Genomic DNA, 17,199 nt, shown 5'->3' on the forward strand with positions numbered 1-17,199 from the left:
CAGCGCCCGGCGGCCTCCAGGAGCTCCCGGCGGCGGCGCTCGGCGGCGCTGCGCTGGTCCTCCCGTTGTGTGGTCTCCATGCTCCTCGGCCTCCCCGACCCCGCTGTGACACCTCGGTGCCGCCTGAGCGCAACGTAACACCCTCGGGGCGCGCGGGAGTGCGCCGACGGTGGAGGTTGGCACCGCACTGACCGGCAACATATTCAAGTCACCGCCAGTGACAACGGATGGAGGAGTTCCCATGGCGGAGTTCGCACTCGACCTCAACGAGGACCGGACGGAAGGCCGTGCGGGAGTCTGCTCCTCCGAACCGGACGCCGGATCGGATGTCTCGGCCACGCGCACCAGCGCGGTCCACGACGAGGCCGGGGAAGCGTGAGGAACGCGGCGATGGCCACCTTCGAGGCGTCCCGGCCCGCCGCGTTCACCCGACACGACCGCAGCCGTTCGGGCTGATCCGGGCGGTATGCCGAACCGGCCCGCGGACCGGCCCCGGAACGTCGCACGTTCCTGATAAGAAGTCGGAAACCCTTCTGAACAGGGATTCTGACACCTGTTCCGATCCACCGAGGCCAGGGTCCGGATCCCAGTGGCCGGCAGCGAGCGTGTTCACAGAACATCTCCGATCGACCGATCGGGAGTTCTCCTGACGCACTATCGGCAGAAGACCGCAAGTCCCCGCCGCGGGGCGGGGCCGCCCGGACGGACGCCCAATCCTGCCGTCGCCCGGGTGAGAAACGGACCATGACGAGACGGCAGGAGCGGGAGACCCGAGCAAGGCGGGCCGCGTACGGCGTGGTCCTCGGGGTGAAGCCACGCAACGCGTGGCCGGGCAACTTCGCCGGCCCGAACCCGACAGGTCATCTTTCGCAGGCGTACGACGAAGGGTTCACTCATGTCCGCGCACGCACGCATAGCGGGTCCGGTGTCCCGGGCGGGCGTCACCACCGCCGTCACCGCTGCCACCCTGGCGGGGACGGTGCTCATCCCGTCCGCCGCACCCGAGGCCGAGGCGGCCACTCCCGCGAGCAAGGCGCTCAAGGTCGCGGCCTCCAAGAAGGGCGCGGCCTACAGGTACGGAGCCGCCGGCCCCAACCGGTTCGACTGCTCGGGACTCACCCAGTACTCGTACAAGAAGGCCGGCAAGAAGCTGCCGCGCACCGCGGCGGCCCAGTACAACCGCTCGAAGAAGATCTCCGCCAAGTCGCGCAAGAAGGGCGACCTGGTCTTCTTCCATTCGGGCGGCAGTGTCCACCACGTCGGCATCTACGCGGGCGAGGGGCGGGTCTGGCACTCACCGAAGCCGGGCAAGACCGTCCGCGAGGAGAGGATCTGGACCAAGAGCGTGCGCTACGGGCGTGTGAGGTGACACCGCGGCGTCGGCCGGGCCGGGCCTCGCAAGGGCCCGCCCCGGTTCGGCCTGCGGTCCCTCACACCACGCGGGCGTGAGGCCGCTGCGTCCGGCCGCCCCCGAACCGACCCCTACAGTGGTGATCACCGTCGTTTCCGTGAGGGGGGGCCGCCGTGGCATCACGCCGGGCGAAGCAGGTACTGGTCCGCGGGTGGGCGGCGCTCGCGGTGGCGGGCGCCGGGGCCACGCTGGCGCTGGACGACAGCACGGACGGCGCCCCTGGGCGGTACGGCTGGTACGAGACCACTCCGGGGGACGATCCCGTGGGGGGAACCGAGCCGCTGCCCTACGGCGACTACCTCCGCGACACCGGATCCCACCGGTGACCATCGCCCGCGCCGGGGTACAGGTGGGGCCATGAGTACTGAAGACACCGGACAGAGCAAGGAAGGGGCGTGCCTCGTCGAGATCGAGCTGCCCCACTGCACCGCTTCGAACGCGGCGGCCGTCTTCGCCGTCCTGAGGTCGGCGTTCCCCAAGTCGCCCGAACTGGGTGACGGCGGCGGGCACGGGCCCGGGGCGGACGGCGAGCGGCGGAAGTTCTGGGTGGGCACGGTCGATGTCCGCACACACGGTGAGGTGGAGTGCACCCTGGAGCTCGGGGAGCCGGTGGAGGCGGATCTCAGCGGCGGCCCCGACGCGGTGCGACAGGTCCAGGACGCTCTCGCGGATTTCTACGACGTGACGGCCGAGCCCCGGATCTCGGGCGACCAGGAGGTGGAGGTACGGCTGAGTCTCGCCCAGCGCTGAACGACCCGCGGGTCGCTGTCCACCGGCCCGCGGCCGGGACGTACCCGCCCGCCGAGTGAGACCGCCGCGGGCGGGTACGCGCCCCGCGAACGGAAGCGAGCCAGGACGAGCGGGAGGGACCCATGCCCATCTCGACCACCGACCCGGCCACCGGCGAGACCCTGCAGACCTTCGAGGCCCTGGGCGCGGAGGAGACCGAGGAGCGGCTGGAGCGCGCCCGCGCCGCCTTCGAGGAGTACCGCACCACCGGCTTCGCCGAGCGTGCCGCACTGCTGCACCGGGCGGCCGACCTGTTGGAGAAGGACCAGGACCACATCGCCCGCACCCTGACCACCGAGATGGGCAAGCCTGTCACCGCGGCCCGCGCCGAGGCCGCCAAATGTGTGAAGGCGATGCGCTGGTACGCCGACCACGCCGAGGAACTGCTGGCCGACGAGCACCCCTCGCCTGCGGACGTGGAGGACAGCGGCGGCAGCACCGCGTACGTGCGCCACCGCCCGCTGGGCCCGGTCCTGGCGGTGATGCCCTGGAACTTCCCGCTGTGGCAGGTGATCCGCTTCGCGGCCCCCGCCTTGATGGCGGGCAATACCGGCCTGCTCAAGCACGCCTCGAACGTACCGCGGACCGCGCTGTACCTGGAGGACCTCTTCCGCCGCGCGGGCTACCCGCAGGGCTGCTTCCAGACCCTGCTGATCGGCTCCGGAGCGGTGGAGGGCGTCCTGCGCGACGACCGTGTGGCCGCCGCGACGCTCACCGGCAGCGAACCCGCCGGGCGCTCGGTGGCCTCGGTCGCCGGAGACGAGATCAAGAAGACCGTCCTGGAGCTGGGCGGCAGTGACCCGTATCTCGTCCTGCCCTCGGCGGACGTGGCGAAGGCCGCCGAGGTGGCGGTGACCGCGCGGACCCAGAACAACGGCCAGTCCTGCATCGCGGCCAAGCGCTTCATCGTGCACCGGGACGTGTACGAGGAGTTCGCCCGGCTGTTCGTGGACGGCATGGGGGCGCTGAAGGTGGGCGACCCGATGGACACGTCCACCCAGGTCGGGCCGCTGGCCAGCGAGAAGGGCCGGGCCGATCTGGAGGAGTTGGTGGAGGACGCCCGCGAGCGCGGCGCCGCCGTGCTGTGCGGCGGACGGCGGCCCGCGGCCCACCCGGCCGGCTGGTTCTACGAGCCCACCGTCCTCGCGGACGTCACGCCCGGGATGCGCGTCCACCGCGAGGAGACCTTCGGCCCGGTGGCGAGCCTCTACCGGGCGGCGGACCTGGAGGAGGCGATCGCGGTGGCCAACGACACCCCCTTCGGCCTGAGCTCCAACGTCTGGACACGCGACCGGGAGGAGCAGGACCGCTGCGTGCGCGACCTGCGGGCGGGCGGCGTCTACTTCAACGGCATGACCGCCTCGCACCCGGCGATGCCCTTCGGCGGGATCAAGCGCTCCGGCTACGGCCGGGAGCTGTCGGGGTACGGCATCCGGGAGTTCTGCAACGTCACCACGGTCTGGCACGGCACGCCTCCAGACGTGCCGACCGCGGAGTGACGCGTGGTGGCGCGCGGCGGAGAGGCCCGTCAGATGTCGTCGAGCCTCAGTTCCGCCCACACGACCCGGCCCCGCGACCGGGCGGCGGGTATGTCCCCCCAGGAGTGGGCGAGGGCGTCGACGAGCTGGAGCCCGCGCCCGCCGGTCGCCTCGACGTCCGCCGGCCGGGCCGCGAGTCCGGGCGCGCCGGTACCCTGGTCGCGTACCTCTATGCGCAGCCGCCGGTCGCCGTGCTGGAGAACGCAGGCGATTCTGTCGCTGACGGTGTGGACCACGGCGTTGGTGACGAACTCGGACACGACCAGCTGTGCCGTGTCGACCACACTGTGAGGACAGTGCCAGCGGAGCAGCCACTCCGCGAGCAGGTGCCGGGCCACGCACACCGAGGAGCGCTGGGCGGGCACTTCGAACTCCGCCCGTTGCCGCGATCGCTGGGGGTGGACGGCCGACAGCATGGGTGCCATGCGCGCTGAGTGGGGGAGAAGAGCCATCAGTGGCTCGCCTTTCGTGCGCCGGTGGGCGTCGGAGCCGGTGCGCCGTGTGCGGTCTCCGGCCCGTACGAGAGGCCGGCGCCCGGCAACGCCCGCTGACCGGTCACCGTGTCCAGCGCGTCACGATGGGAAGGGACGGCGAGGGCACAGGGCCCGTGGAAGGGATGGGAGGGCCCGTGGAAGGGATGGGAGGGCCCGTGTACCGGGACGGTTCGACGCCGGCGTGACCGCGCCGTGAACTGGATCACCCGGCTACTATGCTCATTGGTGTCCGCAAAAGGCAAGAAGAGTTCTGCAAATTGCAAGATTTGAATGACAGTCTGGCTGCGCTGTCGAGGCCGTGGCACACTGCTCTGCCGGTGAGGCGTGAGCGGGAAGGGAGAGACCATGGGCGAGTCCCGGTCGGCGCCGACCGTGGGACAGATCGTCCTGGGACTGCGCCTGCGTGACCTGCGTGAACGCGCCGGGAAATCCTTCGAGGAAGCCGCCCGGGTCCTGAGCGTCACCACGTCCACGGTCCGCCGCATGGAGAAGGCCGAGGTCGGCCTGCGTCCGCTGTACGTCAAGGCGCTGCTGGAGAGCTACGGCGTCGGGACGGAAGAGGCCGACGCCTTCCTCGCGCTGGTGGAGAAGGCCAGCAAACCGGGCTGGTGGCACCGTTTCCGAAGCGTCCTGCCGGACTGGTTCAGCCTCTACGTCAGCCTGGAGAGCGAGGCCGACCTCATCCGCTCCTACGAGCCCCACTGTGTTCCGGGCCTGCTCCAGACCGAGGAGTACGCCCGCGCCCTGCTGCGCACCGGCTTCCCCCGGGCGGACGAGGAGGAACTCGACCGGCGGGTCGCGCTGCGCATGGGGCGGCAGCAGCTCCTGGCCAAGCCCGACGCGCCGCGCCTGTGGGTGGTGCTGGACGAGCAGGTGCTGCGCAGACCGGTCGGTGGCGCCGGGGTCATGAGGGCGCAGGTCGACCGGCTGGTCGAGGTCTGCGCCAGGCCCGAGATCAGCCTGCAGATCATGCCCTTCAGCTCGGGGCCCCACCCGGGGATGTTCGGCCCCTTCCAGCTCTTCCGTTTCAGCTATCCGGAGCTGCCGGACATCGTCTACACCGAGAGCCTGACCGGCGCCGTCTACATCGACGAACGCCCCGAGGTCACCACCTATCTGGAGGCCCTCGACCGCATGGTCACACAGGCCCTGCCGGTCCAGGAGACCGAGAGGGCGCTGCTCGGACTGCGCGACACCTTCTGAGGGCGGCCCCTCATCCACTCCCGGGTGTGACCGATGTCACGGCACTGCCACCCCCTTCCGTGTGCCCGTCGCGCAGGTGGCCGGACGTACCCGACGAGATGTGGGAGGGGCTCGCCGACGAGTGCGAGATCTCCGCGGACTCCGCACCCGGCGCTGGGACGGGAAGCGGCAGCCCGAATCGTGGCAGCCCGAGGGCCGGCGCACCGGCCCCGCCTGGCAGGATATGGAGGCGGGCTGCTGGGTCGGGTCGGCATGGCGCTCGGCGCCGCTGTGACCGCGCCGGCCCTGCTCTACGCGCCAGACTCCCCGCTCGTGCGCTCCTGGCTGCCCAGCGGCGCCGACGGGACCGCAGAGGCCGCCCTCCCCGCCCGCGGAGACCGCGGCGCCCGCCGCCGAGATCCGGCCGCCCGGCCTCAGCCCCGGGAAGGCGGGTCGGCGCCCGGCGGCGTCGGTGCCGACGGCCCGGAGGTGGCCGTTGGGCCGGGGCAGATCCACACGGCCGTCCAGGCGGATGGGATGACCAGGAACCTGATCCGTTCCAGTTCCGCCGGATCGCGCAGCGGCCGACCCTCGGCGTCGGGGTGGCGGAAACTGCGGCCGTGGCGCCTGCGGGTGCAGCCGGGATGATGCTCCTTCCGCTGTCAGGCCCTTTCATGACCCGTTCGCCTCACCCTTTCGTGTGACTGAACCGTGGCGCGTACTCGCGCCCGGTCGGGGAAGTCGCTGGACCGGACGACCGCCTGAGGAGGCTGTGGCGATGAGAAGCGTCGGTGTCGAGGAAGAACTGCTCCTGGTGAGCGCGGACGGTGGTGAGCCGCGGGCCGTCTCGGGAGCCGTACTGGCCTCCGCGGGCGAGAACGAGGAGCTGGAGAAGGAGCTCCAGGAGGAGCAGCTGGAGACCGGGACCCGTCCGCGTACGCAGATGGTGGATCTGGCCGTGGAGGTGCGCCGATGGCGTGGCGTGGCGTCACAGCGGGCGCGTGCGGTCGGAGCGGAGGTCGCGGCGCTGGCCACCTCGCCGCGGTCGGTCGACCCCTCGCTCAGCCCCGGCGAGCGCTATCTGCGGATGGTGAACGAGTACGGGCTGACCGCTCAGGAGCAGCTCACCTGCGGGCTCCACGTCCATGTGGGAGTGGAGTCCGACGAGGAGGGGGTCGCCGTCCTGGACCGGATCCGGCCGTGGCTGGCCCCGCTGCTGGCGATGAGCGCCAACTCCCCCTTCTGGCAGGGAGAGGACAGCGGATATGCCAGCTACCGCAACCGGGTGTGGGGCCGTTGGCCGTCGGCGGGGCCGGTGGAGGTCTTCGGCTCGGCCGGGAACTACCGCGAGCGGGTGCGCTCGATGATCCGGACGGGGGCGCTGCTGGACGAGGGGATGATCTACTTCGACGCCCGGCTGGCGCGGAACTACCCCACGGTCGAGGTGCGGGTCGCCGACGTGTGCCTCGACGCGCGCGACACGGTGCTGCTCGCGGCGCTGGTCCGCGCGCTGGTGGAGACCGCGGCCCGGCAGTGGCGCGCGGGCGAACCGCTCGCGCCGGTGGATGTCGGTCTGCTGCGCCTGGCGGCCTGGCGGGCGGGCCGCTCCGGGCTCTCCGGGCAGCTGGTGCACCCGGTGACCTTCGAGCCCGCCCCCGCGGAGAGCGTCGTCGGAGCCCTGCTGGACCACACCACCCCGGCCCTGTCGGAGGCCGGTGACCTGCGCCTGGTCAGGGAGGGGGTCGAGGGCCTCTTCCGGCGCGGCAACGGCGCCGCCGTCCAGCGTGCCGTCTTCGAGGAGACGGGCGGTGACCTGAGCGCCGTCGTGGCCGAAGCGGTGCGCAGGACCGTGGCCTGAACCGAGCCCCGCCCGCACGGGCGGGGCTCAGCGCTTGGCCGCGTCCTTGACCATCGCCGCGGCCAGCACCCGCTGCTTGAGCCGGGCAACGCAGTCCTCGCACGCGGAGAAAACGGTCGTCCTCCCGCGGTGCCCGACCTCCGCGAGAGGGGTCAGCGGCACCTCGTCCCGCCCGCACCACAGCCAGCAGACGGATCCCGGTCCGACGGGGGAGGGGCTCTCCACCTGCTTCTCCAGCAGGCTGATGCAGTCCTCACAGGCGTACAGCGGTGCGTGGGTGCCCCAGGAGAGCACCGCTCCCAGCCAGGTGACCGCCGTGCCGCTGCGCAGACACCACAGCCAGCAGTCGCCGACGATCCACGTGCACCGGCCGTCCTCCGCCTCTTCGGGGGGCTTCGCGGGTGGCTCGGGGCGGGAGGGGCCGGGCCGGGCGCCGTCCTCCCGGCCGGTGTTCGTCTCGGTGGGCACGGGGCGCCCTCCTCTCCACCGGGGGGAGCGGCCGTCCGCTCTGCGGTCCCCCCGTCATGCGTACCCCGGATCGACCGGCGGGGACAGCGGAAGTCCGGCCAGCCTCACGGGTGCCTCACCTCTCCTGCGGGCAGCGGCCGGGATGCGGGACCGGGCCCGCCCGCCTGCGCGTCCACTGGTCGCGGCCGTCGGAGGTACGGCCTTGAACAAGGGGATACACCACCGTGTTTCGAACATAGTGTGCGGGGCTGGTCCGGACGGCGGTCACCGCGGTGGTCGCCGTGGCGGCACTGACGGCCCGCCGTCCGGAAGACCTGCCGGCGGACGACGCCTCGCCGTCCGCTGTCTCGGGGAGGTGCCGGTCGAACCGGTGGAGACGCGGGACGGCATGAGGCTGGTCGTCTCCGTGCGCGGCGACCTGGAGCGCTGACCTCGGGCACCGGCGCGCGGCGCGTCCGCTGTGCGGCTCCCCCCACGGCGCACCGATGGCCGACGTGAAGGTACGAATGGGGCGGATCGGGGTACAGGCACACGCGCGCGGCGGCTTCCGGACGCCTCGGCCGCGCGAACCCTCGTCCGAAGGAGACCCGTACGTGACCGAGACAGCCAGGCAGCGTGACGACCGGCCGGTGCTCACGAACCGGCAGGGCCACCCGATCCACGACAACCAGAACCAGCGCACGGTCGGCGCCCGGGGCCCCGCCACGCTAGAGAACTATCACTTCATCGAGAAGATCAGCCACTTCGACCGCGAGCGCATCCCCGAGCGGGTGGTGCACGCGCGCGGCGTGACGGCCTTCGGCTACTTCGAGGCGTACGGCTCCTGGGGTGACGAGCCCATCGCGCAGTACACCCGCGCCAAGCTGTTCCAGGAGCGGGGAAAGCGCACCGACGTGGCCGTGCGCTTCTCCACGGTCATCGGCGGACGCGACTCCGCCGAGACCGCCCGCGATCCCCGCGGCTTCGCGGTGAAGTTCTACACCGAGGAGGGCAACTGGGACCTCGTCGGCAACAACCTGGGTGTCTTCTTCATCCGGGACGCCATCAAGTTCCCCGACGTGATCCACGCCCTCAAACCCGACCCGGTCACCTTCGAACAGCGGCCCGAGCGGATCTTCGACTTCATGTCGCAGACGCCCGAGTCCATGCACATGCTGGTCAACCTCTTCAGTCCGCGTGGCATCCCCGCCGACTACCGGCACATGCAGGGCTTCGGGGTCAACACCTACAAGTGGGAGAACTCCGAAGGCCGCACCATGCTGGTCAAGTACCACTGGATGCCCAAACAGGGCGTGCGCTCCATGACTGAGGAGGACGCCGCGAACGTCCAGGCCGACAGCCTTGGCCACGCCACCAAGGATCTGTACGAGGCCGTCGAGCGGGGCGACCACCCCGAGTGGGAACTCCTGGTGCAGATGATGGAGGACCACGAGCACCTGGAGCTGGACTTCGACCCGCTGGACGACACCAAGACCTGGCCGGAGCAGGAGTTCCCGCCCAAGCCGGTGGGCCGCATGGTCCTGAACCGGATGCCGGACGACTTCTTCACCCAGAACGAGCAGATCGCCTTCGGCACCGGCGTGCTGGTCGACGGCCTGGACTTCTCCGACGACAAGATGCTGGTCGGCCGCACCTTCTCCTACAGCGACACCCAGCGCTACCGGGTGGGCCCCAACTACCTCCAGTTGCCGGTGAACCGGGCCAAGTCCCTGGTCCACACCAACCAGAACGGCGGCCCCATGGCCCACGAGGCCGATCCCCGGGGCGAGAACCGGCACGTCAACTACGAGCCCTCCACCCTGGGCGGGCTCGCCGAGGCGGAGGGGCCGGGCTACGGCGAACAGGGGCCGGAACTCCGCGGCAGGCTGACCCGCAGCCGCATCCCGCGGACCAACGACTACCTGCAGGCCGGGCAGCGCTACCTGCTGATGGAGGACTGGGAGCGCGACGACCTGGTCGCCAACTTCACCGACCAGTTCAAGCAGTGCCCCAGGCACATCCAGGAACGGATGGTGTGGCATCTGCTGCTCGCGGAGAACGACCTCGGACTGCGGGTGGGCGAGGGACTCGGTATCTCCCCGCAGGACGTGGCGAATCTGGAGCCGCTGCCGGACCAGCGGCTCACCGACGAGGACCGCGAGCGTCTGGCGAACCTCGGCAAGAACCCGCCGCGGGACGTCGCGGGTCTGAGGATGACCCACTGCGTCCCGGACGAGCGGCATGTGGTGACCCGCTGACCGGCGCATACGCGGTGTGGTGCGACGCGTACGGGGAAGCCGTGACAAGACCCGGGCGGCCCGTGGCGGGAGCGCCCGGAACAGTCCCGCGGACCCGGTAGGAGAGAACCGGTCATGAAGAAGAGGAAGCAGAAGCTGGTGTACAGGCCCGTCGGGTTCGCGCTCGGCACCCTGGGCGGCCTGGTCGCGAGCACCGCCTTCAAGAAGGCGTGGAAGGCGATCAGCGACGAGGACGACGCGCCCGATCCCGGGGACGAGGACCGCAAGCTGGGCGAGATCCTGCTGGCGGCCGCGATCCAGGGCGTGATCTTCTCGGTGGTCAGGGCGGCGGTGGACCGCGGCGGTGCCGTCGCCGTCCGCAAGATCACGGGCACCTGGCCGGGCTGAGCCCGTACGGGCGACCCGCCGCGGTGCGGAAGGGGGCCTGCGCATCGGGCATACCGCCGTGGTGGCGAGAACTTCCGGAACCCCATGCGGGTTTTCCCGTGTTCGCTGTCCTTCAACTGCCCAAGTCGACAGGGGAATCCGCTGCGGTACGCCGCCTCGATCACCGACGCCGAACCGCGGACGGTGAACGCCATCGCCATCGCCACCGTCACCGCCGTCGCCGGCGGCTTCAGCGGCCGGGCCCGGGACGCCCGGGTGGGGACGGGCGCCCCGGGGCGTCCCCGCGGTACGCGGCCCGGCCTCGGGGAAGCGGGTCGCGCCGCGGCACCGGCGCGGGCCGGCGGGGCAGGGCGTGCCGGGGCTGGGTGAGGGTGATCTGCCCCACCAGCTGGTGGAAGCAGGCCAGGGCGGTGACCGGGGGGAGGCCCGCGGCCGCGACCCCGGTCAGGGTCTTGGGGGCGTGGGCCACACACAGGGCCACCGCCACGGCCGAGAAGAGGATCACGACCGCCCAGGAGTGCCGGGCCCGGCGCCGCAGCACGGTGGCGCGCAGGATCGACAGGGAGCCGGTGAGCCAGGGCCCGTAGATCAGCAGGGGCCACCACCGCGCCAGGTCGGCGGGGATGGTGGGTCCGGCCAGCAGGCGCAGGGGGTCGTAGGAGACCAGCCCGCCCAGCACGCTGACCATTGCCACGATGCCGGCGGTCAGCGCCGCCACGGTGTGACTGAAGACGTGCAGCAGCGACAGTTCCGGCCGGCGGGGCGTCGGGCGCCTGCGGCAGTGGCGGCGTTCGGCGGCCGAGCGCCTCGCCCGGCGGGCGGCGCCGCCGGGCCGGCCCGCCTCCTCCGTGTCCCCTGCGTCGAAGCGGCGCAGCACCCGGGTGGCCTCGTCCGCGGCCGATTCCGCCCCGGTGCGCACCGCACCCCGGGGCTGCTCGGAAGGCTGGTGGGGCCCGGCGTGTGCCGGATCGTGCTCCCGGCCACGGGGCCGGGGCGGTGCGTGGCCGGAGTCCTGCAGCAGCTTGGCGAGTTCGGCCTCGAAGTCCCAGGACGGATCGAGGACTTCCACATCGGGCGGAGCGGGGGCCCTCTGCTCCTCCGGTACGAACCACGGGTCGAAATCCGGATGGACACCGTTGCGGTGCCGGTCGGGGTCCGGGCCCGCGGGCATGCCGTACGGATCGAAGTGCGGGCCCTGGTCACTCACGACAACCCGATCCGGGATGGCGGGTCGCGGGCCTGGAGGGCAGGTCTGGGGAAGTCACGTCCACATCAACGAAGGCGGGATCCGGCCGGATGACCGGCATTCGAGTGAAGCCTCAATTCATACGATCGAGGTGAATGACCTTCGTTTCATTCCGGGTCGCCCGCCTCAGAAGCCGGTTCACCCCACTCCGGAGAGGGAGGAGCGTGCCGGGCGCCGGGGCTCCGATGGAAGGGGATCTAGTCCACACCTTGACTGGTACAGACCAAAACGCTTGAGTATTCCCATTCATCAACCCCCCACGCCGGAGAGTGAGTTCAAGTGCTGAGAAAACGCCTCATGGCGGGCCTCGCCGCCTCCGTCCTCGCGGGCGCCATGGCGGTCGCCGTCCCCGCGGCCTCCGCCTCCGCCGCCGAGTGCGCGACCCCGTGGAGCTCCTCGGCGGTCTACCTCGGCGGGACGACCGTCTCCCACAACGGCCACAACTGGACCGCCCGCTGGTGGACCCAGAACGAGGCGCCGCCCGGCACCTCCGGGGTCTGGAGCGACCAGGGAGCCTGTGGCGGCACGACCCCGCCGCCCACCGATCCGGACCCGTCGGGCTTCGTGGTCAGCGAGGCGCAGTTCAACTCGATGTTCCCGAGCCGGAACCCCTTCTACACCTACCAGGGCCTGAAGGCGGCCCTGAGCGCCTACCCGGCCTTCGCGGGCACCGGCAGCGACGCGGTGAGGAAGCGGGAGGCCGCCGCCTTCCTCGCCAACGTCGGTCACGAGACCGGCGGCCTGGTCCACATCGTGGAGCAGAACACCGCCAACTACCCGCACTACTGCGACAGTGGTCAGCCCTACGGCTGTCCCGCGGGCCGGGCCGCGTACTACGGGCGGGGCCCGATCCAGCTCAGCTGGAACTTCAACTACAAGGCGGCGGGCGACGCGCTGGGCATCGATCTGCTGCGCGACCCTTACCTGCTGGAGCGGGACGTCGCGGTCGCCTGGAAGGCCGCCCTGTGGTACTGGAACACCCAGAGCGGCCCTGGCACCATGACCCCGCACAACGCGATGGTGGGCGGTCACGGCTTCGGCGAGACCATCCGCAGCATCAACGGTTCCCTGGAGTGCGGCGGACGCAATCCCGCACAGGTGCAGAGCCGGATCGACAACTACCAGCGGTTCGTTCAGATCCTGGGCACCACCCCGGGCGGCAACCTCGGCTGCTGACGGGCGAGTCGCGGGGGGAGGACCGCCATGCGGCCCTCCCCCGCGGCCCCACGGCCGGCGGTGGCCCGGATGTTCCGCGGAAAGATCTCCACAGGGAGGATTCCTCCTACCCCTACCCGCGGGCGTGTCCGGCCGGAGCACTGCCGGGCCATGACACTCACGGACGAACGCATCACCGCCGAACGGCTCGAGCAACTGCTCGCCGACGGCTCCATCGATATGGCGCACAGGGCCCTGCGGCTGTCGCTGTGGGAAGGGGATCCGCGGGGGCTGGACCTGCTCTCCCTGGAGATCCGGGACGTGGATCGGGCGGGGCGGGCGACCGGGGCCTGCGGCAGAGCGGTGCCCGAGGACGAGGGGACCATCAGCGAGCGAGCGGGCGGCCGGACTGCTGCGCACGCTGGTCGGCGACCGCGGGAGCGGCCCGCTGTTCGCCACGGGGAACCGCGCGCCATCCGCCTGGTCACCTCCTGCCTGAGCGGCGTGGCGCTCTCCGACTGGCTGCGGCACGCCCGGATCCTGACGCAGCAGAAGACCGAGGGCGAGGGCTGAGCAGCCGTGGCGGGTTCGGCCGCGGTCGCCGCGGCCGGACCCGTACCCGTACCCGGGGGCCCGTGGCGCGGCGCATACGGTCGGGCAGTCAGGCGTGACCCGGGCGAGCAGGGAAAGGGTGCTGTCCGGCAGGGGGCGGGCGAGAATCATGCGGGCCGCCCGGCCCGAAGGGTGTGGCGGCGTCATCCGCGTCCGGTGTCCTCCTCACCGGCCTTCCGGGGCCCCTCGCCGGCCCTCTTCTGCCCGGTGCCTTTCTCCCCGGCCGCGTCGTCCCGGTCGACGGTCCCGGCCGGATCCTCGCCCACGACGGACCTGCCCGGCCGGGTGCGCGCGGGGCCCGCGGGCTGTCCGCCACCGGTGGTGCCGTAGCTCCCGGAAAGGCCCGGCGGCATGTCCGCGTCAACCTCCTCCCGGCTGATGTGACGCCTGGCCCGCACATTGGCCCGACGCTCGTCGTAGGGGTAGTCGAAGGGGCGGGTCTCGCCGCGCTCGCGCTCGGCCTCCCGGATCTCCCGAACCCTGTCGTCATCCATGGTCCACTTCGGCGGCGTGTCCCTGCCCGCGTTCCTGTCCGTATTACCGCTTATGTTCTTTTTACCGGTCATGCGAGGTGTATACCCTCAGGTGACACGGGCATGCGCCGTGCCGCTCGGGGTGCCACGGCGCCGGGATCCCGCGGGAGAGGGGAACGGGCATGGGGGGCCGGACGGAGACGGCGGCGCGCCGGGATCGGAGCGGTCCTGCCCCCCATCCGGAGGCCGGGGAGGACATGTAGCACGGCCGGCTGTCCGCCCGGCCCGTCGTCCCGCCGCCTCCAGGGGGCGGCGCACCGGTGCGGCCGTACTGGCTGATGGTGGTGCTGCACGGGCCGGAGGAACGGTGGAGCAGGCGCTGACCTGGCTCCTCCCGCAGGCCGGACCCGGTCGGCTGCTGCTCGCACCCCAGGCAGCCGACTCCACCGGGGATGTCGTCGGTGGCGGCTACGCCCCGGGCGTGGCCCGACTGGACGCCGCGCTGCACGGTGTCTTCCGGCGCTTCCCCGTGACCCGGCGGGGGTGGCGGGACTCTCCGACGGGGCTCCCGCGCGCTCTCGCTGGGGCCGACCAACGGAGACCTGTCCGGCGCCGGCCTTCCCGCCGGGGTTCATGGCGCCGATCGTCCGCCACGGACATCCCCGGATCTTCGTCTCCCACGGCCGGGACGGTCCCGTCCCGCCGGTCGGCACGTGCAGCCGACGCCTCGTCCCGGAACTGGTGCGGTCCGGTTGCGCGGTCGCCTGGGGGCGCACCTGAGACGCCCTACCGGTCGCCGCGGCGGTACCGCACCGTACGGACGGCGACGAACGCCACGACGGCCGCGACGATGACGGCCACCACGGCCTTCGAGTACATCGAGACGTAGTCCGACACGGCGTGCCAGTTCTCCCCGAGCGCGTACCCGGTCAGCACGAAGAGGGTGTTCCACAGCAGGCTGCCGAGCGCGGTCAGGGTCAGGAACGTCGTCGCGGGCATGCGCTCGACGCCGGCGGGGATGGAGATCAGGCTCCGGAAGACCGGGACCATCCGCCCGAGGAAGACCGCCTTGGTGCCGTGTCTGGAGAACCACGCCTCGGTCCGCTCGATGTCCGACGGCTTCAGCAGCGGGATCCTCCCCGCGATGGCCAGGGTCCGCTCCCGGCCCAGGAGCGCGCCCGCCCAGTACAGGAGGAACGCCCCGGCCACCGAGCCGATCGTGGTCCACAGCAGGGCGCCGAAGAGGCTGATGTCGCCGCGGCCGGCGGCGAACCCGGCCAGCGGCAGGATCACCTCGCTCGGCAGCGGGGGGAAGAGGTTCTCCAGGGCGATGGCCAGGCCCGCCCCCGGGGCGCCGAGGGCCTCCATCAGGCCGGTGGCCCAGTTCGCCAGGCCGTCGCTCTGCTGTGCTGCGGACATGTCTCTCCTTGTGCGGCCCGGCGCTGAGGGGGCACGGGCGGTGTGAGGACGGTTACCCGGCCCTTTCGGGGTGAACCGCGTGACGGCGGTGGGGGAGCCGGGGCCAGGAGTCCGGACATCGCCTGACATGGCATATGTCACGTGTTCGTATCGCGGGCGTTTCTTGACCGTGAACCGAGTCCCGACCCAATAATTCGGCTTGTCTTGCAAAAAGGACCCGAGAGGCAGCCGTGACACAGAGCACGTCCCGAGGTGGCGACGCCGACTGGTGGCGGGAGTCCGTCGTCTACCAGATATACGTGCCCAGCTTCGCCGATGCCGACGGGGACGGCATGGGCGACCTGAAGGGGGTCGCCGACCGCCTCGGCCACGTCGCCGAGCTGGGCGCGGACGCGGTGTGGCTGACCCCCTTCTACCGCTCGCCCTGGGCGGACGGCGGCTACGATGTCAGCGACTACCGCGACGTCGACCCCCGTCACGGCACCCTGGACGACTTCCGCGAGCTTCTGGTCAGGGCCCACGCCCTGGGGCTGAAGGTCATCGTCGACATCGTCCCCAACCACTGCTCCGGCGAGCACCCCTGGTTCGCCGAGGCGCTGGCCTCCCCGCCCGGCTCACCCGCCCGCGACCGCTTCGTCTTCATGGACGGCCGGGGCCCGGACGGCGGCGAACCGCCCTCGGACTGGCAGTCCAAGTTCGGTGGCGGGGTGTGGACCCGGGTGCCGGACGGCCAGTGGTACATGCACATCTTCGCCGCCGAGCAGCCCGACCTGAACTGGGAGAACCCCGAGGTCGTCGCCGAGTTCGAGAGCATCCTGCGGTTCTGGCTGGACCTGGGTGTCGACGGTTTCCGCATCGACGTGGCCCACGGCATGCGCAAGGATCTCGCTCCGCCGCTGCGCGACACCAACGGATCGGACTCCGCCCCCCTCAACGCGCCGCCCGAGGGGCACGACCACCCCTTCTGGGACCGTGACGAGGTCCACGACATCCACCGGGCCTGGCGGAAGATCCTCGACGAGTACACCCCGCCCCGGATCGCCGTCGCCGAGGCGGGTGTCAGCCAGGCGCGACTGCCGCTGTACACCCGGCCCGACGAACTCCACCAGGCTTTCAACTTTCCCTATCTGCGCTGCCCCTGGGACGCCGACGCCTACCGCGAGGTCATCGACTCCTCGCTGGAGGGCGCCCGCTCGGTCGGCTCGCTGCCCACCTGGGTGCTGTCCAACCACGACGTGGTGCGCCACCTCAGCCGCCACGCCCTGCCCGCCGGTGCCGACACCGTCACCTGGCTGATGTCGGACGGCCGTGAGCCGGCCGCCGACGAGGAGACGGGCCGCCGCCGGGCCCGCGCCGCCGCCCTGCTCACCCTGGCGCTGCCCGGTACCGCCTACCTCTACCAGGGCGAGGAACTGGGCCTGCCCGAGGTGGCCGACCTGCCGCGCGAGGCGCTGCGCGACCCGATGTGGGAGCGGACCGGGAACGCCCGCAAGGGCCGCGACGGCTGCCGCGTACCGCTGCCCTGGGAGCGCTCGGGTCCGTCCTGCGGATTCGGCCCGGGCGGGAGCTGGCTGCCGCAGCCCGACGGCTGGGGCGAGTACTCGGTCGAGGCCCAGAGCGGACGGCCGGATTCCTTCCTGGAACTGTACCGGGCGGCCCTGAAGACCCGCCGCTCCTTCACCGGGGACGAGAGTTTCACCTGGCTGCCCGCCCGTGACGGTGAGCTGGTCTTCCGCAAGGGGGCCCTGGAGTGCCGGGTCAACCTCTCCGGCGCCCTGCTGCCCCTGCCGCCGTCCCCGGCCGGGCCGCTGCTGGCCAGCGGCCCGTGCGACGGGCGGACGCTGCGACCGGATACCGCCGTCTGGCTGGACGCCCAGCCGCACTGACTCCCCGGGCCGCTGACGCCGCAGCGTGTCAGCGGCCCGGGGGG

17 protein-coding genes, 1 pseudogene and 1 riboswitch are annotated in these 17,199 nt (G+C 71.9%); of the genes and pseudogenes, 12 read left to right on the forward strand and 6 right to left on the reverse strand.

Annotated elements, in window-relative coordinates; genetic code table 11:
* Positions 1 to 241: 241 nt before the first annotated feature.
* The 5 genes from LJ221_RS15110 (at position 242) to LJ221_RS15130 (ending at position 3,699) form a co-directional block, all read left to right on the forward strand.
* Positions 242 to 379 (forward strand): hypothetical protein, encoded by a 138-nt coding sequence (locus LJ221_RS15110; protein WP_241717257.1) that lies wholly within the window; start codon positions 242 to 244, stop codon positions 377 to 379.
* Between the two features lie 356 nt (positions 380 to 735).
* A riboswitch (cyclic di-AMP (ydaO/yuaA leader) is annotated at positions 736 to 892 on the forward strand.
* Positions 893 to 895: 3 nt separating this feature from the next.
* Positions 896 to 1,369, forward strand: a complete 474-nt coding sequence (locus LJ221_RS15115; protein ID WP_241717258.1) for a C40 family peptidase — start codon at positions 896 to 898, stop codon at positions 1,367 to 1,369.
* A 155-nt stretch (positions 1,370 to 1,524) separates the two neighbouring features.
* On the forward strand, positions 1,525 to 1,737 hold the full coding sequence (locus LJ221_RS15120; protein ID WP_241717259.1) for a hypothetical protein: 213 nt from the start codon (positions 1,525 to 1,527) through the stop codon (positions 1,735 to 1,737).
* A gap of 31 nt (positions 1,738 to 1,768) precedes the next feature.
* Entirely contained in the window at positions 1,769 to 2,161 is a 393-nt protein-coding gene (locus tag LJ221_RS15125; protein WP_241717260.1) for a hypothetical protein, read from the forward strand.
* Between the two features lie 122 nt (positions 2,162 to 2,283).
* Positions 2,284 to 3,699, forward strand: coding sequence for an NADP-dependent succinic semialdehyde dehydrogenase (locus LJ221_RS15130; RefSeq protein WP_241717261.1), 1,416 nt, complete (start codon positions 2,284 to 2,286; stop codon positions 3,697 to 3,699).
* 29 nt (positions 3,700 to 3,728) lie between these two features.
* On the opposite strand, the gene LJ221_RS15135 is transcribed toward LJ221_RS15130, so the two are convergent.
* On the reverse strand, positions 3,729 to 4,163 hold the full coding sequence (locus LJ221_RS15135; RefSeq protein WP_241717262.1) for an ATP-binding protein: 435 nt from the start codon (positions 4,161 to 4,163) through the stop codon (positions 3,729 to 3,731).
* 414 nt (positions 4,164 to 4,577) lie between these two features.
* On the opposite strand from LJ221_RS15135, the gene LJ221_RS15140 reads away from it, so the two are divergent.
* Positions 4,578 to 5,435: a helix-turn-helix transcriptional regulator gene (locus LJ221_RS15140; protein ID WP_241717263.1), complete on the forward strand. Its 858-nt coding sequence runs from the start codon at positions 4,578 to 4,580 to the stop codon at positions 5,433 to 5,435.
* 432 nt (positions 5,436 to 5,867) lie between these two features.
* On the opposite strand, the pseudogene LJ221_RS15145 reads toward LJ221_RS15140, so the two are convergent.
* Positions 5,868 to 6,058 (reverse strand): annotated as a pseudogene (locus LJ221_RS15145) (DNA topoisomerase IB); the annotation flags it as partial.
* Between the two features lie 134 nt (positions 6,059 to 6,192).
* Here LJ221_RS15145 and LJ221_RS15150 point away from each other — a divergent pair.
* Positions 6,193 to 7,272: a glutamate--cysteine ligase gene (locus LJ221_RS15150; protein ID WP_241717264.1), complete on the forward strand. Its 1,080-nt coding sequence runs from the start codon at positions 6,193 to 6,195 to the stop codon at positions 7,270 to 7,272.
* A 27-nt stretch (positions 7,273 to 7,299) separates the two neighbouring features.
* On the opposite strand, the gene LJ221_RS15155 is transcribed toward LJ221_RS15150, so the two are convergent.
* The gene (locus LJ221_RS15155; protein WP_241717265.1) at positions 7,300 to 7,740 is read right to left on the reverse strand and encodes a hypothetical protein; all 441 of its coding nucleotides are present in this window, start codon (positions 7,738 to 7,740) and stop codon (positions 7,300 to 7,302) included.
* A 593-nt stretch (positions 7,741 to 8,333) separates the two neighbouring features.
* On the opposite strand from LJ221_RS15155, the gene LJ221_RS15160 reads away from it, so the two are divergent.
* Both LJ221_RS15160 and LJ221_RS15165 read left to right on the forward strand, forming a co-directional pair.
* Entirely contained in the window at positions 8,334 to 9,977 is a 1,644-nt protein-coding gene (locus LJ221_RS15160) for a catalase (protein ID WP_241717266.1), read from the forward strand.
* Positions 9,978 to 10,091: 114 nt separating this feature from the next.
* Positions 10,092 to 10,364 carry a DUF4235 domain-containing protein gene (locus LJ221_RS15165; RefSeq protein WP_241717267.1) on the forward strand — a complete coding sequence of 91 codons (273 nt, stop codon included), beginning with the start codon at positions 10,092 to 10,094 and terminating at the stop codon, positions 10,362 to 10,364.
* A 229-nt stretch (positions 10,365 to 10,593) separates the two neighbouring features.
* Here LJ221_RS15165 and LJ221_RS15170 read toward each other — a convergent pair whose 3' ends face one another.
* Positions 10,594 to 11,571 carry a DUF2637 domain-containing protein gene (locus LJ221_RS15170; RefSeq protein ID WP_241717268.1) on the reverse strand — a complete coding sequence of 326 codons (978 nt, stop codon included), beginning with the start codon at positions 11,569 to 11,571 and terminating at the stop codon, positions 10,594 to 10,596.
* A gap of 336 nt (positions 11,572 to 11,907) precedes the next feature.
* Between LJ221_RS15170 and LJ221_RS15175 the strand changes: the two genes are divergently transcribed.
* Entirely contained in the window at positions 11,908 to 12,786 is an 879-nt protein-coding gene (locus LJ221_RS15175) for a glycoside hydrolase family 19 protein (RefSeq protein WP_241717269.1), read from the forward strand.
* A gap of 150 nt (positions 12,787 to 12,936) precedes the next feature.
* Positions 12,937 to 13,338 carry a hypothetical protein gene (locus LJ221_RS15180; protein ID WP_241717270.1) on the forward strand — a complete coding sequence of 134 codons (402 nt, stop codon included), beginning with the start codon at positions 12,937 to 12,939 and terminating at the stop codon, positions 13,336 to 13,338.
* A gap of 182 nt (positions 13,339 to 13,520) precedes the next feature.
* Here the strand turns inward: LJ221_RS15180 and LJ221_RS15185 are convergent, their stop codons facing one another.
* Complete coding sequence (locus LJ221_RS15185; RefSeq protein ID WP_241717271.1) at positions 13,521 to 13,871, reverse strand: hypothetical protein; 351 nt, start codon at positions 13,869 to 13,871, stop codon at positions 13,521 to 13,523.
* A 765-nt stretch (positions 13,872 to 14,636) separates the two neighbouring features.
* Positions 14,637 to 15,269, reverse strand: coding sequence for a DedA family protein (locus LJ221_RS15190; RefSeq protein ID WP_241717272.1), 633 nt, complete (start codon positions 15,267 to 15,269; stop codon positions 14,637 to 14,639).
* A gap of 230 nt (positions 15,270 to 15,499) precedes the next feature.
* Here LJ221_RS15190 and LJ221_RS15195 point away from each other — a divergent pair, with 230 nt between their 5' ends.
* Positions 15,500 to 17,155, forward strand: coding sequence for a glycoside hydrolase family 13 protein (locus LJ221_RS15195; RefSeq protein ID WP_241717273.1), 1,656 nt, complete (start codon positions 15,500 to 15,502; stop codon positions 17,153 to 17,155).
* The last annotated feature ends 44 nt before the right edge of the window (positions 17,156 to 17,199 follow it).

Origin of the sequence: Streptomyces sp. CNQ085, assembly GCF_022614595.1 — a bacterium.
Lineage (GTDB): Bacteria > Actinomycetota > Actinomycetes > Streptomycetales > Streptomycetaceae > Streptomyces.